14 protein-coding genes are annotated in these 17,394 nt (G+C 67.9%); 4 read left to right on the top strand and 10 right to left on the bottom strand.

Annotated elements, in window-relative coordinates; translation table 11 throughout:
* The first annotated feature begins 13 nt into the window (after window positions 1-13).
* From RIN43_RS13065 to RIN43_RS13055, 3 genes are all read left to right on the top strand, one after another.
* A complete protein-coding gene (locus RIN43_RS13065; RefSeq protein ID WP_309129362.1) occupies window positions 14-1,723 on the top strand; it encodes an amidohydrolase in 1,710 nt (569 codons plus the stop codon).
* The gene (locus tag RIN43_RS13060; RefSeq protein WP_309129361.1) at window positions 1,723-3,117 is read left to right on the top strand and encodes an APC family permease; all 1,395 of its coding nucleotides are present in this window, start codon (window positions 1,723-1,725) and stop codon (window positions 3,115-3,117) included. Before RIN43_RS13065 ends, RIN43_RS13060 begins: the two co-directional genes overlap by 1 nt.
* 68 nt (window positions 3,118-3,185) lie before the next feature.
* Window positions 3,186-4,106 (top strand): hypothetical protein, encoded by a 921-nt coding sequence (locus RIN43_RS13055; RefSeq protein ID WP_309129360.1) that lies wholly within the window; start codon window positions 3,186-3,188, stop codon window positions 4,104-4,106.
* A 66-nt stretch (window positions 4,107-4,172) separates the two neighbouring features.
* Here the strand turns inward: RIN43_RS13055 and RIN43_RS13050 are convergent, their stop codons facing one another.
* The 6 genes from RIN43_RS13050 to RIN43_RS13025 are packed head-to-tail and all read right to left on the bottom strand — an operon-like array spanning window position 4,173 to window position 11,188.
* On the bottom strand, window positions 4,173-5,522 hold the full coding sequence (locus RIN43_RS13050) for an alpha-L-fucosidase (protein WP_309129359.1): 1,350 nt from the start codon (window positions 5,520-5,522) through the stop codon (window positions 4,173-4,175).
* Window positions 5,519-7,054, bottom strand: a complete 1,536-nt coding sequence (locus RIN43_RS13045; RefSeq protein WP_309129428.1) for a M81 family metallopeptidase — start codon at window positions 7,052-7,054, stop codon at window positions 5,519-5,521. The genes RIN43_RS13050 and RIN43_RS13045 overlap by 4 nt, the downstream gene beginning before the upstream one ends.
* 54 nt (window positions 7,055-7,108) lie before the next feature.
* On the bottom strand, window positions 7,109-8,029 hold the full coding sequence (locus RIN43_RS13040) for an ROK family protein (RefSeq protein ID WP_309129358.1): 921 nt from the start codon (window positions 8,027-8,029) through the stop codon (window positions 7,109-7,111).
* 31 nt (window positions 8,030-8,060) lie between these two features.
* On the bottom strand, window positions 8,061-8,987 hold the full coding sequence (locus tag RIN43_RS13035; protein ID WP_309129357.1) for a carbohydrate ABC transporter permease: 927 nt from the start codon (window positions 8,985-8,987) through the stop codon (window positions 8,061-8,063).
* Window positions 8,977-9,888 carry a sugar ABC transporter permease gene (locus RIN43_RS13030; protein ID WP_309129356.1) on the bottom strand — a complete coding sequence of 304 codons (912 nt, stop codon included), beginning with the start codon at window positions 9,886-9,888 and terminating at the stop codon, window positions 8,977-8,979. The genes RIN43_RS13035 and RIN43_RS13030 overlap by 11 nt, the downstream gene beginning before the upstream one ends.
* A 43-nt stretch (window positions 9,889-9,931) precedes the next feature.
* Complete coding sequence (locus RIN43_RS13025; protein ID WP_309129355.1) at window positions 9,932-11,188, bottom strand: sugar ABC transporter substrate-binding protein; 1,257 nt, start codon at window positions 11,186-11,188, stop codon at window positions 9,932-9,934.
* 171 nt (window positions 11,189-11,359) lie between these two features.
* On the opposite strand from RIN43_RS13025, the gene RIN43_RS13020 reads away from it, so the two are divergent.
* Window positions 11,360-12,493, top strand: coding sequence for an ROK family transcriptional regulator (locus RIN43_RS13020; RefSeq protein WP_309129354.1), 1,134 nt, complete (start codon window positions 11,360-11,362; stop codon window positions 12,491-12,493).
* A 67-nt stretch (window positions 12,494-12,560) separates the two neighbouring features.
* Here the strand turns inward: RIN43_RS13020 and RIN43_RS13015 are convergent, their stop codons facing one another.
* From RIN43_RS13015 to RIN43_RS13000, 4 genes are all read right to left on the bottom strand, one after another.
* Window positions 12,561-13,826 carry an alpha-L-fucosidase gene (locus RIN43_RS13015; protein ID WP_309129353.1) on the bottom strand — a complete coding sequence of 422 codons (1,266 nt, stop codon included), beginning with the start codon at window positions 13,824-13,826 and terminating at the stop codon, window positions 12,561-12,563.
* 133 nt (window positions 13,827-13,959) lie between these two features.
* Window positions 13,960-14,988: a ketol-acid reductoisomerase gene (ilvC, locus tag RIN43_RS13010; RefSeq protein ID WP_309129352.1), complete on the bottom strand. Its 1,029-nt coding sequence runs from the start codon at window positions 14,986-14,988 to the stop codon at window positions 13,960-13,962.
* 54 nt (window positions 14,989-15,042) lie between these two features.
* Window positions 15,043-15,552, bottom strand: coding sequence for an acetolactate synthase small subunit (gene ilvN, locus RIN43_RS13005; RefSeq protein ID WP_309129351.1), 510 nt, complete (start codon window positions 15,550-15,552; stop codon window positions 15,043-15,045).
* Window positions 15,553-15,555: 3 nt separating this feature from the next.
* The gene (locus RIN43_RS13000) at window positions 15,556-17,361 is read right to left on the bottom strand and encodes an acetolactate synthase large subunit (protein ID WP_309129350.1); all 1,806 of its coding nucleotides are present in this window, start codon (window positions 17,359-17,361) and stop codon (window positions 15,556-15,558) included.
* Between the last annotated feature and the right edge of the window lie 33 nt (window positions 17,362-17,394).

Genomic DNA, 17,394 nt, shown 5'->3' with positions numbered 1-17,394 from the left:
CGAGGAAGAACACATGACAGACCTGCTGCTGACCGATGCCGTGGTGCGCACCTTCGATCCCAACCAGCCCTGGGCGGAGGCCATCGGCATCACGGCTGGCCGCATCAGCTACGTCGGATCCGCCGCGGAGGCGCCGACCGCGAAGGAGACCCGCGGGCTGGACGGCCGCCTCATCACCCCTGGCATCATCGACAGCCATAACCATCTGCTGCTCGGCTTCGACGAGGACGCGGTGAGCCTGGAGGGGGCGGAGACGCTCGCCGAGGTGCGCCGTCGCCTCTCCGCACTGGCGGGCGCACGCCCCGACCTCGAGTGGGTCTGCGGCGAGAACGCCGCCTACTCGGTCGTCCACGACCGGCGGCCGGACGCCGGCGACCTCGCCGGGATCACCGACCGCCCCGTGTTCGTGACGACGTACGACCAGCACTCGGTATGGCTCAACGACGCCGCGCTCCGGGTGCTCGGCATCGCCGACGGCGGCACGATCCCGTGGGGCAACCCTGAACGCGATCGCGACGGTCGAGCCACCGGCTGGGTGACCGACTTCTACACCAGGGCGATGACGACCGCAGGGCTCGCCGCCATCCGCCGTGACATCCCGCTGTACTCCCCCGAGCGGCGGTACCGGCGGATGCTGTCCAGCCTGCGCATGGCGACCGCGGGGGGGATCACGACGGCGGTCGAGCCGCAGGTGCCGCTCGCGGAGACGGACCTCATGCTGCGTGCCCGCCGCGAAGGGCGGCTCAGCTCTCGTGTGATCGCAGCGCTGTTCCACCCGGTCGACGCGGATGCCGCGTTCCGCACGCGTCTCCGCGAGGCGGTCGACTCCGCCCCCGACGACCCGCTGCTGCGGTTCGGACCACTGAAGCTGTACGCCGATGACGTCATCGAGCCCCACACGGCCTGGATGCTCGACGACTACGCGAACAGGCCGGGTCACCGCGGACACCCCAGCGCGGCCATCGGCGAGCTCACGCGCATCGTCACCGAGCTCGACGCGATGGGTTTCCAGACCCACACGCACGCGACCGGCGACGGCGGCATCCGCCTCGCCCTCGACGCCATCGAGCACGCGGCACGCACCAACCGAACGCGCGACAGGCGCCACGGCATCGTGCACGTGGAATGTCTGGATCCCGCCGATCTGCCGCGTTTCGCCGCGCTCGGCGTGACCGCCGCGATGCAGCCGCGACATTGCTCCCCGGATCTCGTCGCAGGCACCTGGATGCAGAACATCGGCGAGCATCGCTGGGATCGCGCCTGGCGCATCCGTTCTCTGATGGCATCGGGCGCGCACGTCGCCCTGTCCAGCGACTGGCAGGTCGGCGAGATGGATCCGCTGGTCGGGGTGTACTCGGCTCTCACGCGCGCCGGACTCGACGGCACGGGAGCCTGGACCCCTGCTGAACGCATCGGCCTCGATGATGCGCTTCGCGGGTACACCCGCGAAGGCGCCTGGGCCTGGCACGCCGAGGACGAACTGGGGATGCTCCGTGTCGGTGCCGCCGCGGATGTCGTCGCGTGGAGCGACAACCTCTACGACCACGAGGCCGACCCCGCCGGTCTGCTCGATCAGCACGCCGTCCTGACGGTCGTCGCGGGTGAGGTCGTGCACGACGCCGATCGCGCGCCTGCCGCCCCCCTACCCCACCCCGCTCTGTCCCACCCAGGCGAGACCTCGCCGCACTGCTCCGCCGACGTCGTCGGAGAAAGGATCCACTGATGTCCACCACCCCGATCTCCCGCACCGGGGCCGCGCCGGAAGCGACCCACGCCCTGCGGCGCTCGCTGTCGCTGCCCCAGATCGTCTTCCTGGGCCTGGCGTACATGGCGCCGATGGCGGTCTTCGACACGTTCGGAATCGTCGCCCAGGTGTCGGAGGGACATGTCCCGCTCTCGTATCTGCTGATCTTCGTCGCGGTGGCGATCACTGCGTGGGCCTACAGCAGAATGGTGCGCGTCTACCCGCGAGCCGGCTCCGCCTACACCTACACCCGCGAGTCGATCAATCCGCATGTGGGGTTCGTGGTCGGCTGGGCCGCCACGCTCGACTACCTGCTGCTGCCGATGATCAACGCGCTGCTGTCGTCCATCTACATGACGGTCGCATTCCCCGAGATCCCGGCATGGGTGTGGATCATCGGCACCATCGTCATCTGCACGGGCATCAACCTGGCCGGTGTCCGACTGGCCGCTCAAGTGAACACGGCCCTGGTCGTCATCCAGATCGTCACAGCCGTCGCCTTCGTCGTGCTCACCGTGAAGAACATCGCCGATGGGGCGAACGGCGCCGCCTTCTCCTTCACACCGTTCCTCGCCGCCCCCGAGCAGTTCAGCGGTGTCGCCTCCGGTGCGGCCATCCTGGCGCTGTCCTTCCTCGGTTTCGACGCCGTGACGACCTTGTCGGAGGAGGCGCGCAACCCCCGGCGCGACATCCCCCGCGCGATCTTCCTCATCGTGGCGGCGGCCGGCGTGTTCTTCGTCTCGGTCACCTACGTCATGCAGGTGCTGTTCCCGGATGTCAGCCTGGTGGGCGACATCGTCGGCGCCTCGCCCGAGATGGCCAGATACATCGGCGGCGCGCTGTTCCAGGCGCTGTTCATCGGTGGCTACATGGTCGCCGTTCTCGGATGCGGCATCACCCAGCAGATGTCAGCGGCCCGGCTGCTGTATGCCATGGGCCGCGACGAGGTGCTGCCGCGGAAGGTGTTCGCCAGGCTGAACGCCAAGGGAGTCCCTTCCGCGAACCTGATCCTCATCGGGGTGCTCGCCGCCACCGCCGTGTTCCTCGACCTCTTCCAGGCCGCCTCACTGATCAACTTCGGCGCCTTCGTCGCCTTCACTTTCGTGAACCTTTCGGTGATCGCGACGTGGCTGCGGTTCCGGCGCGACAGTGCGGCGAAGAGCATCATCGGGTGGGTCGTCGTGCCGGCGATCGGCGCGATCGTCAACGTCGTGCTGTGGTTCAGCCTGGAACCGAGCGCCATGCTCATCGGCGCGATCTGGACCGCCGTCGGGTTCGTCTACCTGCTGTGGCGGACGCGACTCTTCCGCGCCGCGCCGCCCGCGCTCACCGGGCCCCTCGACGTCGAGCGTGAGGAGCGGACAGGAGTCTGAATCGCACCGCGGCGCCGCACCCCCGTTCCACTATGCTCAGGGCGGAACCACACGGGAGGGACACGGACGTGGCAGAGAACAGCAGGCAGGTTGACGGACCGGCCGAGAACGCGGCCGGTAGGCGGGAATGGGCGCCGACCGGGGAGTCGAAGAGGAAGGCGACCACATTCCGCTGGATCGCCGCCGTCCTGTGGGCCGTCGCGATCGCGGCGGAGGCGGTCGCCATCTTCTGGCTGCTCCGGCAGCGGGTCGTCACCACGGAGGGCGGACTGCGACGCGACCCCGAGACCGGTCTCCTGGAGGAACAGGTGGCCTCCTCGACCTTCCCGCAGTGGGCGTTCATCACACTGCTGGTCCTGCTCGTCGTGATCGCCGCGCTGTCGATAACGGGTTCGATCCTCTGGAAGAAGGCGAACCGCCTCGATCCAGCCCGCAGATCGGACAAGGTGCGCTTCTTCGTGCAGAACCAGCTCGGCGCGATCATCGCCATCATCGCCTTCGTGCCTCTGATCGTCCTCATCTTCCTGAACAAGGACATGGACAAGGGGCAGAAGGCGACGGCCGGCGTCGTCGGAATCGTGCTCGCCGCACTCGCCCTCGTGCTCGGCATCGACTTCGATCCGCCGTCCGTCGAGCAGTACACCGCCGACCAGTCGGCCGTCATCCAGTTGCTCGGCAAGGACGAGGTGGTGTGGGTCGACGGCGGTTCGGTCTACCACGTGTGCGATGAGGTCTCCGACATCCAGACCGGCAGCGAGAAGCGGGTCGGCACGACGGCCGAGGCGGTCGAGGCCGGCAAGATCCGCCTGACGCTGAAGTTCGCCTCGGAGATGCGCGCGTGCGGGCTCGCCGTACCGGAGAACGACGAGGAGATCACCGAGGCGCTGCGTGCGATCCAGGCCGGGCAGGTCGACACACCGCTTCCCGCACCGGAGTGGGCTGACTCCGCAGACGCGCCGCCCGCGATCGAGGACGCGCCCGCGGAGTGAGAATCGCGGACGCGGAGAGGCCCGGCGCACACGGCGCCGGGCCTCTCTGCGTCCTGCAGCGCTGTTTCACACACCCGTCGCTGTGAGCACCGCGACAGGTTCGGAGCGCAGCGCTTCCGGCACGGTAACAGTGCGGATGCCGGACGCCTCCGCGATTGTCGCGCTCGAACCGTCCATCCATCGCAGCTCGGCATCGCCGAACTCCGCCGGTAGAGCCGCCTCCCCGACGGCAGGATCCAGCAGATGCAGGTGCACCCCCGCAGCCGATCGCGTGTAGCGCCGCGGCGCACCGCTCTCCTCGCCGAAACGCACCCACGGACGCGTCCCGTAGATCGCCGAGCCGTTGGCTCGCAACCACTCGCCGAGCTCGCGCATGGCTGCGCGCTGCAGTTCCGGGATCGATCCGTCGGCCGCCGGTCCGACGTTGATCAGCAGGTTGCCGTTCTTGGAGACGACGTCCACCAGCATCCGGATCAGCGCGGCGCCCGACAGGGAGTGACGTTCATCCTCCGCCTGGTTGTAGCCGAACGAGTAGCCGAGGCCGCGCGTCGACTCCCACGGTTCCTCGAGGATGTCGGGGATGTCCGTGTACTCACGGGTGAGGAAGCCGTGATACGGCACACCCCAGCGGTCGTTCACGACGCCGTCGGGCACGGAATCGAAGTACCTCTTCAGCAGGGCGGCGACGCCGTACTCGTGGCTTCCCTTGCCGCCGTCGGGCCACTCGATGTCGTTCCACAGCAGGTCGGGAGCGAACCGCTCCACCAGCTCTTCGAGCTGGGCGGCCGAGTAGCGGGCGAACTGGGCGTCGTTGCGTCGGAATCGGAACAGGTCCGTGTCGGATTCGATCGGAGGGAAGTCGCCGACGTGCCAGTCCAGCGCCCCCGAGTAGTACACGCCGAAGCGCGCCCCAGCGCGGCGGGTGGCGGCGTGGAACTCGCCGATCAGATCGCGCCGTGGCCCACGCATCACCGAGTTGAAGCCGGTGGTCCGCGTGCCCCACAGGCAGAAGCCCTCGTGGTGCTTCGTGGTCGGCACGATGTACTTCGCCCCTGCGCCGACGAGCTCGCCGACGAAGGACTCGGCGTCGAACGACGACGCGTCCCACAGATCCGCGAGATCCTCATACGAGGTGCCGGGGCCGTACAGCTCCTGGTGACGCTGCCACGTCGGGCTGCCCGCGATCCGCACCGTGTTGCCGTACCACTCAGCGTACTGGTGCCAGGCGTAGGCGTCCTCGGTCGGGATGTTCACGCCCTCACCGTGCTGCACCGCCCACGCCGGCACGGAGTACAGACCCCAGTGCACGAAGAAGCCGAGCTTGGCGTCCCGATACCAGTCGGGCACCCCCTGCGTGGGATAGACCGGTGCGGCGGAGCCGAAATCGGGCCCTGTGCGCTTCTCGAAGTTCATCATGCGGAGACCTCCTCCCGTCGGCTCACGTGCGCGGTGAGAGCGGGTGTCCCGCCGGTGTCGAACGGGAAGACCCCTGGAGCGAGCCGGTGGTGGCCGAGTCGGAGCAGGTCCTGATCCACTCCACCGGGTGTCAGCGCCAGCGTCCAGTCCGCCGCGAGCTCGTACAATTCCGGCTCGAGGTAGCCGATCTTCACGACGACGATGTCGGCGGCTTCCGGGTCGAGACCCAGCATCCTGAAGTCGTCGAGGTGGTGGAAGGGCTTGCGGCGCTCTGTGATGATCGCGTGCAGTCCCCCGACTGCGATCACGGCCTGGGTTCCCGCATCCGGATCCCCGTCGGTGATCGAGAAGACCTCACCGGTGATCTCGACGGGTCCGTGCGGACCGTCGTCGACGCGTGCACCGGCGGTGAGCGTGACGCGGGTGCCAACGCCTGCCGTTCGCGCGGTGGCGACGGCGCTCGCGTCGAAGATCGACGCGACGATCGTGGTACGGCTGCCATCGACGAGCTCGGGAGTGGCGAGCAGCTGCGCCAGCGTCCAGGTGACATCGCCGGCGCCCCCTGCCGTCGGGTTGTCGCCGGAGTCCGAGATCATATACGGACGCGCCGCCCCCGGCGCCATCGCATTCTGCAGCGCGCCGTCGAGATCGGCTGTCGGCGCGACGAAGGCGAAGTCCTCGCGGGCCGCCCAGAACATTCTGGCCACGCGTTCGGCTTCGCGAGCGATGAGCTCCTCGTCGTCGCCCATGACCACCACGTAGGCCTGGCAGCGCGGCTCGTCCGCCCAGGCGTATCCGATCCACACCGACGCGTCGACGACGCCGTGCATCGCCTCGATCCCCGGCAGTTCCGCGTAGATGCCCTGCGCGGGTTCCAGCCGTGTCGAGGTCTTCTCCCCCGGCAGCAGCACCGGAACCGGGACCCAGGCCTTGAGGGGACGACGACGCAGCGGGTCGGCGCCGTGCTCGCCACGCAGCCGGGCGAGGAGGTTCCAGACAGCCCGCTCCTTCGTGTTGAGCCAGTCCTCGTGGGGCGCCATCCGGTAGCAGGTGAGCAGGTCGACCTCATCGCGCAGCACCTCCGAGACGTTGCCGTGCAGGTCCATCGAGGTCGACACGAGCGTGTCGGGTCCGAGCGCTGCGCGTACCGCAGAGGCGAGATCGCCCTCCGCGTCCTGCATTCCGATCACGCTCATCGCGCCGTGGATGTCGAAGAAGAATCCGTCGAAGGGGCCCTGCTCGCGGATCGACTCGAGGATCGCCCGCTTCATGCGGTCGTAAGTCTCGGGCGCGACAGCGCCGCCGGGCAGCGAACGACCGTGATAGAGCGGCACCCACTCCGCCGCTTCACGCAGCTCGCGGCCGGCGTCGAGGAAGGGATAGTAGCCGATCAGGTCGGCTCCGGTTCGGATCGTGAACGCCTCATCGCCGGACACATGCGGGGAGAACGTGCTGGATTCGATCGAGATACCGGCGATGCCGATTCGCGGCCGGCTGAGGCCGCCTTCGGCGACGGGCGGCAGGGCGCCCATCCAGATCTCGCTGGCTTCGGGGCGTGCGGTCACAATCGCTCCTTTCGAGGATGGTCAGAATGAAAAAGCCAGAGCCGCGCTTCGTGCGGTCTCGATGGCACCGAGGGCGACGGCGTCGCCGCCGAGCCGAGCGGGGAGGATCTCGAGCGGGATTCCCGACACCGGAGCATCCGTGCGCAGGGCCGCGTCGATGCCGGGTGTGAGCAGGTCCCAGGCCTCGGCCACTCCTCCGCCCACGATCGCGAGCGGCAGGTCGAGCAGGGTCGCCGCGCTCGCGCAGGCCAGCCCGAGCGCATGACCCGCGTGGCGGAACACGGCGATGGCGTCGGCATCGCCCTGTCGGGCGCGCTCGGCGACCTGCCGGGCTCCGCCGATGTGCCCGCCGCTGCGCTCGGCATAGCGCAGCCCGATGGATGTCCCGGAGGCGAGCGTCTCGAGATGGCCGGTCTGACCGCACGTGCAGACGATGTCGCTGTAGCCGGGCGTATGGCCGATCTCGCCGGCCGCGCCGTGCGGTCCTCGCCGCAGTTCGCCGTCGATGATCACGGCTCCCCCTACGCCCGTGCCGAGCATGACCCCGAGCACATCGCCACGGGCCCCGGCGCCTGCGGCTTCACCGAGAAGGAAGGCGTTGACGTCGTTCTCGATGCCGACGGGCGCGCCGAGGCGCTCTGAGAGCGCCCTCGCGAGCGGGAATCCCGCCCATCCGACGAAGGTGGCCGACGCCGCGCGGATCGCCCCGGTCTCGTGGTCGATCACACCCGCCGCTCCGACGCCGGCGGCGCGGATGCCGGCCCCGGCCGCCGACGCGAGCTCGTGCACGAGGGCCGACGCCGCGTCGGCGACTGCATCCCCGCCCTCGCGCACCGGCGCCGGGACGCCGCCCCTGGCGAGGACGCCGCCGGCGTCATCGACGATGAGGGCCGAGATCTTCGTCCCTCCGATGTCGATCCCGGCGAAGGCCGGGATCGACATCGGCTGTGCCTCGTGTCGCTCATCCACGGATTCAGCGCCCACCGAGTCCGGCCATTGCGATGCCCTTGACGAGATGCTTCTGCAGCGCGATCACGAGGATGGTGGTCGGGATCATCGAGATGATGGATGCCGCCATCTGAAGGTCCCAGCGGGTCCCGGTGAGGCCCGAGAAACTCGCCAGACCCACCGGCAGCGTGCCATGAGCGTTGTAATCGACCGTCACGATCAGCGGCCACAGGTAGCTGTTCCAGAACGACAGGAAGGTGAACACGGCCAACACTGCGACCGCCGAGGTCGACAGCGGCAGAATGATCTGCAGGAAGCTGCGCACGGGACCCGCCCCGTCGACGCGGGCTGCTTCCTCGAGCTCGTAGGGGATGCCGCGGAAGAACTGCCGCATGAGGAAGGTTCCGAAGGCGGTGAACGCGAACGGGAAGATCAGCGCCTGGTAGGTGTCGACCCATCCGAACCACTGCATCACCTGGAACATCGGGATCACGAGAACCTCAGCGGGCACCATGAGCGTGGCCAGGAAGAGCACGAACACCGCGTCTCTGCCCTTCCAACGCAGCCGGCCGAAGGCGTACCCCGCGGTCGTCGAGACGATGAGCACCACGATGGTTCCGGCGACAGAGGTGAAGATCGAGTTGCCGATGTAGGTCCAGAACGGGCCGAACGCGAACACCTCCGCGAAGTTGGACCATCGGATCTCCGAGCCGAACAGGCTCGGCGGCATCGCGAACATGTCGCCGTTCGGCTTGAGGGCCGAGAAGAAGGCGTAGACAAGGGGCAGCATGAACAGCGCCGCGGCGACGTAGACGAACACGTGGCCGACGAAGAGGCGCACGCGCCCGCCTGCCGTCATGGGCTCACGCCCCGAACGGCGTTCGGGCTCGATGTGACCGTCTTCGACGGCGGTGGTGGTCAGCGCCGGGACCACGGTGGTGTCAGTGCTCATAGTGCACCCACTTCTTCTGCGCGCCGAACTGCAGCGCCGTGATGATGATGATCAATGCGAACAGGATCCAGGCGCCCGCCGCGGCGAGACCGAGGTCCTGGAACTTGAAGCCCTGGTTGTAGATCCACATCACCAGCGGCATCGTCGCGTTGCCCGGACCGCCGCCGGTGAGCATTTGCGGCTGCACGAACACCTGCAGCGAGGTGATCATCGTCATGATCGTGGCGAAGAAGATCGCCGGGGAGATCATCGGGATCATCACGCTCCAGATCATTCTGAAGCCCTTGGCTCCGTCGATGCGCGCCGCCTCGACGACGCTCTCCGGCAGCTGCTCGAGTGCGGCCGAGAAGATGAGCATGTTGTAGCCGAGGCCCTGCCACACGCTCATCACGACGACCATGATCATCGCCCACTGGCGGTCGGCGAGGAAGTTCGGCAGTTCGATGCCGAACCAGGTCTGCGCGAGCCCGTTGAAGAGCCCCTGCGGCTGCAGCAGCATCTTCCAGACCAGCACGTTCGCGACCATGGGCGTCACGACCGGGATGAAGAACAGCACGCGGAGTGCTCCGCGCCCACGGATGCGGGGGCCGAGCCCGAGCGCGAGCGCCAGCGACAGCGCGATGCTGACCGGCACGTAGAGGACGGTGAACACGATCGTGTTCCGCAGCGACGGCAGGAAGTTCGGGTCTTCGAAGAGGCGGGCGTAGTTCGCCCCGCCATTGAAGGTGCGCTCACCGAACGTCGGCCAGTCGAAGAAGCTCATCACGATGGACAAGACGACGGGCACGATCGTGAACAGGGCGAGGCCCACCAGGGCTGGGCTTGCAAAACCCAGCGCCTGGCGCGCCTCGACCTTGGCGAACGACCCTCGACGACGCTGGGGAGCGATCGTGGTGGTCATCTCTGTTGTTCCTTAGTCGGGGCCTCTGCCCCGGATAGATGTGTCAGTTGCCGAACTGCTGCTGGGCGGACTCCAGGACCTCGTCCATGGAGGCCTGCCCGTTGTACACGCTCACCAGCTGCGGCTGCACGAACGTGCCGACCTTTGCCCAGTTGTCGGAGACGTACTGGCCCTGCACGTTCTCGAAGGCGGCCTCGAAGACCTCCTCGACCTGGTCACGGTACGACTCGTCGAGCGACTCGAAGTACAGCGGCTGGCTCTCAGCGCGCGCCGGGTAGCTGCGGCCGGACGACGCGATGTAGTCCTGCGAGTCCTTGCTGAGCAGCGAGCCCAGCACCTTCAGGGCGGCTTCCTTGTTCTCGCAGCTCTTGGCGATGCCGTAGCCAGAGCCGAGGATCAGGCTGAGGTTGCCGTTCTCGCCGGTCGGGAGCGGCGCCATACCTGCCTTGAAGCCGGCGTCGTTGTTCAGGTAGCCGACCGCATTCCAGGTTCCGTCGACGGCCATGGCGGCGTTCTGACCGGTGTACTGGTTCTCTCCCCAGCCGGTGTCAGACGCGGATGCGACCGGAGCGGCGACCTTGCTGTCGGTGACGAGTCCGCTGTACCACTCGGCGGCCGAGGCGAAGCCCTTGTCCGTGAGCTGAAGCGTGCCGTCCTCCGAGACGGGCTGCGTGCCCGACTTGGCGATCGGAAGCGCCTGCCACTGGAAGTCGCCCATGCCGATGCCGAAGCCGTACTTTCCGCCGGTGGTCGCCTTCTCAGCGATGGACTCGAAGTCGTCGAAGGACCAGCCCACCTTGGGCAGGTCGGCGCCCGCGGCGGTGAGCATGTCCTCGTTGTAGTACGTGAGCATGGTCGACACATCGAACGGGAGGCCGTAGAGCTCGCCCTTGTTCTTCAGGATCTCGGTCGCACCTGCTGCGAAGTCGCTCTCCGCCAGGCCCGCGGTCTTCAGGTCGTCTTCGGTCAGCGTCGCGAAACCGTCGGTGTAGCTGGCGAGCATGCCGGAGTTCATGCCGGTGACGCACGCCATGTTGCCAGAGGCCATGTTGGTGGTGAGCTTCGTGAAGAAGTCGCCCCACGGTGCCGTGCGAAGCTCGACCTTGAGGTCGGGGTTCTGCTCCTTGACGACCTCGATCTGCGCTTCCAGCGCCTTCGTGTCGTCCTCACTGCCGGCCCACATGTCGACGACGATCGTGTCGCCATCTGCGGACCCGCCACCGGAGCTGCTCGCGCAGCCGGTCATGGCGACCGCGACACCGGCGACGGCGACGACTGCGCCCACCCGCATCTTCTTCATTGAATGCCTCCTTGCGGAAAAGTTCTCAAGCAGTTACTTCGCGTGTCGAAATAACCTGTTATGTTGTTGCAGAAAGTTACGCTTTCATAATTCAGCGCCCGATGCAAGGCGGACATCCGATGTCTGGCCCGGGCGTTGCGGAATCGTCACCCATCGCAGCGAGGAGTACCCATGGCTCAGGCCAGCCCCGTCGACGAGACCAGGAGGATCTTCGACCTCGTCGCGACCGGCCGCGCGCGCTCGCGTTCCGAACTCGCCGCTCAGCTCGGCGTCGCCGCGTCGACCATCGGACTCCGAGTCCAGGCGCTCCTCGACGCCGGCCTGCTGCAGGAAGCCGGCGACGGCACGTCTCGAGGCGGTCGGCGTCCTCGGATGCTCCGCATCGCCGAAGACGGCGGCTGCGTCCTCACCGCAGATCTGGGCGGCGGGCACGCCCGCATCGGCCGGCACTCACTCTCCGGCGCGCTGGAGCGCGTCGCGACCATCCCCGTCGATCTGACCGCCGGCCCTGAGCCGACCCTCTCCGCGGTGTGCGAGGTCTTCGACGACCTCGCCGGCGGGGCGGCAGTGCGCGCGATCGGTGTCGGGCTGCCCGGCCCCGTCGACATCGCGACGGGCTCAGTGGATCAGCCGTCACGCATGCCCGGGTGGCCCGGGTTCCGGGTCGGCGAGCATCTTCGAGAGCGCTACGGCGTGCACGTCGCCGTCGACAACGACGCGAACCTCGCCGCCCTCGGTGAGCACCGGCTGCAGTTCGGCCTCTCCGAGCACAGCATCACCGTGAAGGCCGGCACCGCCATCGGCAGCGGGATCATCGTCGACGGCCACGTCCATCGCGGCGCGACGGGGGCCGCGGGTGACATCACCCACACGCGCATCGACGGGAGCGGCGACATACCGTGCTCCTGCGGCAACACCGGCTGCCTCGAGACCGTCGCGAGCGGCGCGAGCCTGGTGCGCCAGATGCGCGAGCGCGGCCGCGGCGAGGTCACGACCACCGAGCACGTGCTCGGGCTCGCGCGGGACGCGGATCCCGTCGCGACCACGCTCGTGCGCACCGCGGGCACGCATCTGGGTCAGGCACTCTCCGGGGTGGTGAACTTCTTCAACCCGCACGCCGTCTACCTCACCGGCAGCATGAGCGCGTCGGAGCCGTTCCTCGCCGCGGTGCGCAGCCGCGTCTACGAGGCATGCCATCCGCTGGTGACCCAGCGCCTCAGGATCGAGGCGGCGCACACCGGCGCGGACGCCATCGTGCTCGGCGCGGCGCGTCTGGCGCTGGACGGCCTGGAGCTGCCGGCCTGAGCTGCCGGCCTGGGCTGCCGGCCTGAGATCCCGGCCGCTCGAGGCGTGCGTCCCGCCGGGGCGCGACCTACTCGCCGGTGAGCGTCAGTTCGACGACCGGGACGAGGACATCGGGACGCATCACGGGCAGGTGCACCGTGAGCGTACCCTCCTTCTCCCCCGCCGGTGTCATGTGCGACGCCTGCTGCTCCGGATCGGTCACGCTGGTGCGCAGCCACGACCCATCGTTCAGCAGCCGCGCGAAACCGACCTTCCCCGCCAGCTCCGGCAGGTGCACGAAGCCGAGCGGCCAGGAGAACAGATGCAGGTACAGCCGATCACCGCGGCGGGTGTAGACGCCCTCGCGGGGCGGACTGAACTCCGCATGACCCGCCCCGACGATGGCGTCGCGATGCAGCCGCATCCACTCCCCGATCTCCGCCAGGGTGCGCGCGTCACGTGGCGCGACGGCGCCACGCCCGTCGGGACCGATGTTGAGCAGCATGTTCCCGTCCATCGAGACGGAGTCGGCCAGCATCTGCACGAGAAGGGTCGAGGACTTCTGCTCGGTGTTGTCGCGGTGATAGCCCCACGATCCGTTCAGCGTCTGACAGGCCTCCCAGATCTGCGGCTCACCGTCCTTCATGAGCGGGGAAGTCGGCTGATACTGCTCGGGCGTGACGAAGTCACCCGGGATGCCGAGACGATCATTGACGAGCATCTCCGGCTGCAGTTCGCGGCAGAGCGCCAGGAGCCGGTCCGCATCCCACGCGTCCGGACCCTTGCCCTCCCAGCCGTCGCGGGGCTCCGGGTAAGTGAAGTCGAAGAACAGATAGTCGATCTGGCCGTAACGGGTCAGCAGCTCCCGCACCTGGCCGTGCAGGTACTCGCGGTACCGAGCCATGTCGCGACCTTCGTTGAGGGCGGCAGCGTTTTCGTCATCGCGGCGCGGGTGGTTCCAGTCGACCGTGAAGTCCGGGTGGTGCCAGTCGATCAGCGAGTGGTAGAGCCCCACTTTCAGCCCTTCGGCGCGCAGGGCGTCGACGTACTCGCGCACCAGGTCGCGGCCGCAGGCCGTCATCGACGTGAAGTCGGTGAGCTCGCTGTCCCACAGGCAGAAGCCGTCATGGTGCTTGGTGGTGAGCACCACGTAGCCCATGCCGGTCTCCTTCGCCTTCCGCGCCAGCGCGGCGGCGTCGAAGCGGTCGGGGTCGAAGTGCGTGTAGTACTGCCGGTAGTCGTCCTCCGTCAGTCGTTCATAGCTCTGCACCCACTCGTGACGCGCCGCCACGCTGTAGATGCCGAAATGCACGAACATCCCGAATCGGGCCTCATCGAACCACGCCTGTCGCATGAGACAATCCTGGCACAGACATCCGACCTATGAACGCGATCGCGAGCGAGATCGCCGCGCACCGAGAACTGCCTGCGCCCTGGGAACGACGAACGGGCGCCCCCGAGAGGGGACGCCCGTTCGCTGCGTGGGATCAGCGCGCGGCGCTGCCCTCGACGTAGTCCTCGTCCTGCGACTTCCAGGCGAACAGAGCGCGGAGCTCCTTGCCGGTGGTCTCGATCGGGTGACCCTGCTCCTTCTCGCGGAGGGCGAGGAACTCCTGCCCGCCGTTGTCCTGATCGTCGATGAAGCGCTTGGCGAAAGCACCCGACTGGATGTCGCCGAGCACGGCCTGCATCCGCTCCTTCACGCCGGCGTCGATCACGCGCGGACCCGAGACGTAGTCGCCGAACTCCGCGGTGTCGGAGATCGACCAGCGCTGCTTGGCGATGCCGCCCTCCCACATGAGGTCGACGATCAGCTTGAGCTCGTGCAGCACCTCGAAGTAGGCGATCTGGGGCTGGTAGCCCGCCTCGACGAGCGTCTCGAAGCCGGCCTGAACCAGGTGGCTCATGCCACCGCAGAGCACGGCCTGCTCGCCGAAGAGGTCGGTCTCGGTCTCTTCGGTGAAGGTCGTCTTGATGACGCCGGCGCGGGTGCCGCCGATGGCCTTCGCGTACGAGAGGGCGAGATCCCAGGCGCCGCCGGAGGCGTCGCGCTCGACGGCGATGATGTCGGGGATGCCGCGGCCTGCGACGAACTCGCGGCGCACGGTGTGCCCCGGCGCCTTCGGTGCGATGAGGATGACGTCGACGCCCTCAGGCGCATCGATGTAGCCGAAGCGGATGTTGAAGCCGTGTGCGAAGGCCAATGCCTTGCCCGCCGTCAGCTTGTCCTTGATCGACTCGTTGTAGATCGTGCGCTGGTGCTGGTCGGGGGCGAGGATCATGATCACATCGGCCCACTCGGCTGCATCCGAGACCGTCTTGACCGGGAAACCGGCCTCCTCGGCCTTCGCGATGGACTTCGAGCCCTCCTTGAGGGCGATGGCGACCTCGACTCCGGAGTCGCGCAGGTTCATCGCGTGCGCGTGCCCCTGCGAGCCGTAGCCGACGATCGCGACCTTCTTGCCCTGGATGATCGAGAGGTCAGCGTCGTCGTCGTAGAAGATCTCGGTGCTCACTGTGTGTTTCTCCTTGATAGTGGTTCTGAAGTTTCGGATGTCGCTGTCGACCGGTCAGCCGCGCAGTACGCGTTCGGTGATGCTCTTGCCGCCGCGGCCGATCGCGAGCAGGCCCGACTGGGCGAGCTCCTTGATGCCGAAGGGCTCGAGTGCGCGCAGGAGCGCGTCGACCTTGCCCTTGTCGCCGGTGACCTCGATCACCAGCGCATCAGGGGCGTAGTCGACGACCGATGCGCGGAACAGGTTCACGACCTCGAGCACGTTCGAGCGGGTGCTGTTGTCGGTGCGCACCTTGATGAGCATGTGCTCACGCTGAACCGACGTCGACTGCTCGAGCTCGACGATCTTGATGACGTTCACCAGCTTGTTCAGCTGCTTGGTGACCTGCTCGAGCGGCAGCTCCTCGACGTCGACGACCACGGTGATGCGCGAGATGCCCGGCACCTCGGTCACGCCGACGGCGAGGGAGTCGATGTTGAAGCCGCGCCGGGCGAAGAGCCCCGCGACACGGGTCAGGAGGCCGGGCGTGTTCTCGACCAGCAGGCTCAGCACGTGCGTGGACATGGCTCAATCCTCCTGATCGAAGGCCGGCGCGTGGTCCCGCGCGTACTGGACATAGCTGTTGCTCACACCCTGGGGGACCATCGGCCACACCATGGCCTCCGCGCTCACGACGAAGTCGATCACCACGGGCCGGTCGTTGGTCTCCAGCGCGGTCTGGATGGCCGCGTCGACCTGATCCTCGGTCTCCACGCGCAGCGCCAGGCATCCGTAGGCCTCGGCGAGCTTGACGAAGTCGGGGATGCGCACCGTGCCGTGGCCGGTGTTGAGGTCGGTGTTGGAGTGGCGCCCGTCGTAGAAGAGGGTCTGCCACTGTCGCACCATGCCCAGCGACGAGTTGTTGATGATCGCGACCTTGATCGGGATGTTGTTGATGACGCAGGTGGCGAGCTCCTGGTTGGTCATCTGGAAGCATCCGTCGCCGTCGATGGCCCATACGACGCGCTCAGGTTCGGCCACCTTCGCACCCATCGCCGCCGGCACCGAGTAGCCCATGGTGCCCGCTCCCCCGGAGTTCAGCCAGGAGTTGGGTCTCTCGTACTTGATGAACTGGGCTGCCCACATCTGATGCTGTCCGACGCCGGCGGCGTACACGGCGTCAGGGCCTGTGAGCTCGCCGATGCGCTGGATCACGTACTGCGGTGCCAGCAGGCCGTCGTCGGTCGGCGCGTAGCCGAGCGGGAACTCGGCGCGCAGCCCGTCGAGGTACGACCACCACTCCTCGATGTCCGTCCTGCTCCCCGCCGCGACGCCACGATAGGCGGTGTCGAGGTCGACGAGCACATCGCGCACGTCGCCCACGATCGGCACGTCCGCAGTGCGGATCTTCGAGATCTCGGCCGGGTCGATGTCGACGTGCACGACCTTCGCGTTGGGCGCGAACAGCGAGGCCTTGCCTGTGACCCTGTCGTCGAAGCGCGCGCCGAGCGACACGATCAGATCAGCCTCCTGCAGGGCCAGCACCGCGGGCACGGTTCCGTGCATGCCCGGCATGCCGAGGTGCTGCGGGTGCGAGTCGGGGAACGCGCCTCGAGCCATGAGCGTGGTGACCACCGGCGCCCCCGTCGACTCCGCGAGCGTGCGCAGTTCCGCCGACGCGCCGCCGCGGATCACACCTCCTCCGACGTACAGCACCGGCTTGCTCGACTCCGCGAGCAGGTTCGCCGCCGCCTGGATCTGCTTGCCGTGCGCCTTCGTCACCGGACGATAGCCGGGCAGGTCGATCTTCGGCGGCCAGACGAACGGCACGACGTTCTGCTGCGCGTCCTTGGTGATGTCGACGAGCACGGGGCCGGGGCGGCCGGTCGACGCGATCTCGAACGCCGCGGCGATGGCACCGGGGATGTCAGCGGCATCCTTCACCAGGAAAGAGTGCTTGGTGATCGGCATCGTGATGCCGACGATGTCGGCCTCCTGGAACGCATCCGTGCCCATCAGCGTCGAGAACACCTGTCCGGTGATCGCGACCAGCGGCACGGAGTCCATGTACGCGTCGGCGATCGCGGTGACGAGGTTGGTCGCGCCCGGACCCGAAGTCGCGATGCACACGCCGACTCTGCCTGACGCCGATGCGTAGCCCTCGGCGGCGTGGCCGGCTCCCTGCTCGTGACGCACGAGGATGTGCCGCAGTCCGGAGGCGTCCATGAGCGGGTCGTAGACCGGCATGATGGCGCCGCCGGGAAGACCGAACACGTCGGTCACACCGAGGTTCTCGAGCGACCGGACGACCGCCTCCGCGCCCGAGATCTCGGGAGCGGCGGCGGGTCTTGCGGGAGGCCGCGGCACGGCCGGAGCGGTGTCAGGAGGAGTCATGTCTCTTTCCTAGGTGATCGATCGGAGTCGGAG

Source organism: Microbacterium sp., assembly GCF_031178445.1.
Taxonomy (GTDB): Bacteria; Actinomycetota; Actinomycetes; order Actinomycetales; family Microbacteriaceae; genus Microbacterium.
The sequence above is the reverse complement of the archived record's forward strand: the minus strand, read 5'-3'. Positions and strand labels throughout refer to the sequence as shown.

Excerpts from the sequence above, each read along its gene's own strand:
- RIN43_RS13030 (WP_309129356.1), bottom strand. The coding sequence starts at position 9,888 with ATGACCACCACGATCGCTCCCCAGCGTCGTCGAGGGTCGTTCGCCAAG.
- RIN43_RS13065 (WP_309129362.1), top strand. The coding sequence starts at position 14 with ATGACAGACCTGCTGCTGACCGATGCCGTGGTGCGCACCTTCGATCCC.
- RIN43_RS13050 (WP_309129359.1), bottom strand. The coding sequence starts at position 5,522 with ATGATGAACTTCGAGAAGCGCACAGGGCCCGATTTCGGCTCCGCCGCA.
- ilvN (WP_309129351.1), bottom strand. The coding sequence starts at position 15,552 with ATGTCCACGCACGTGCTGAGCCTGCTGGTCGAGAACACGCCCGGCCTC.
- RIN43_RS13025 (WP_309129355.1), bottom strand. The coding sequence starts at position 11,188 with ATGAAGAAGATGCGGGTGGGCGCAGTCGTCGCCGTCGCCGGTGTCGCG.
- RIN43_RS13020 (WP_309129354.1), top strand. The coding sequence starts at position 11,360 with ATGGCTCAGGCCAGCCCCGTCGACGAGACCAGGAGGATCTTCGACCTC.
- RIN43_RS13035 (WP_309129357.1), bottom strand. The coding sequence starts at position 8,987 with ATGAGCACTGACACCACCGTGGTCCCGGCGCTGACCACCACCGCCGTC.
- RIN43_RS13000 (WP_309129350.1), bottom strand. The coding sequence starts at position 17,361 with ATGACTCCTCCTGACACCGCTCCGGCCGTGCCGCGGCCTCCCGCAAGA.
- RIN43_RS13045 (WP_309129428.1), bottom strand. The coding sequence starts at position 7,054 with ATGGGCGCCCTGCCGCCCGTCGCCGAAGGCGGCCTCAGCCGGCCGCGA.
- RIN43_RS13040 (WP_309129358.1), bottom strand. The coding sequence starts at position 8,029 with ATGTCGATCCCGGCCTTCGCCGGGATCGACATCGGAGGGACGAAGATC.
- RIN43_RS13015 (WP_309129353.1), bottom strand. The coding sequence starts at position 13,826 with ATGCGACAGGCGTGGTTCGATGAGGCCCGATTCGGGATGTTCGTGCAT.
- RIN43_RS13060 (WP_309129361.1), top strand. The coding sequence starts at position 1,723 with ATGTCCACCACCCCGATCTCCCGCACCGGGGCCGCGCCGGAAGCGACC.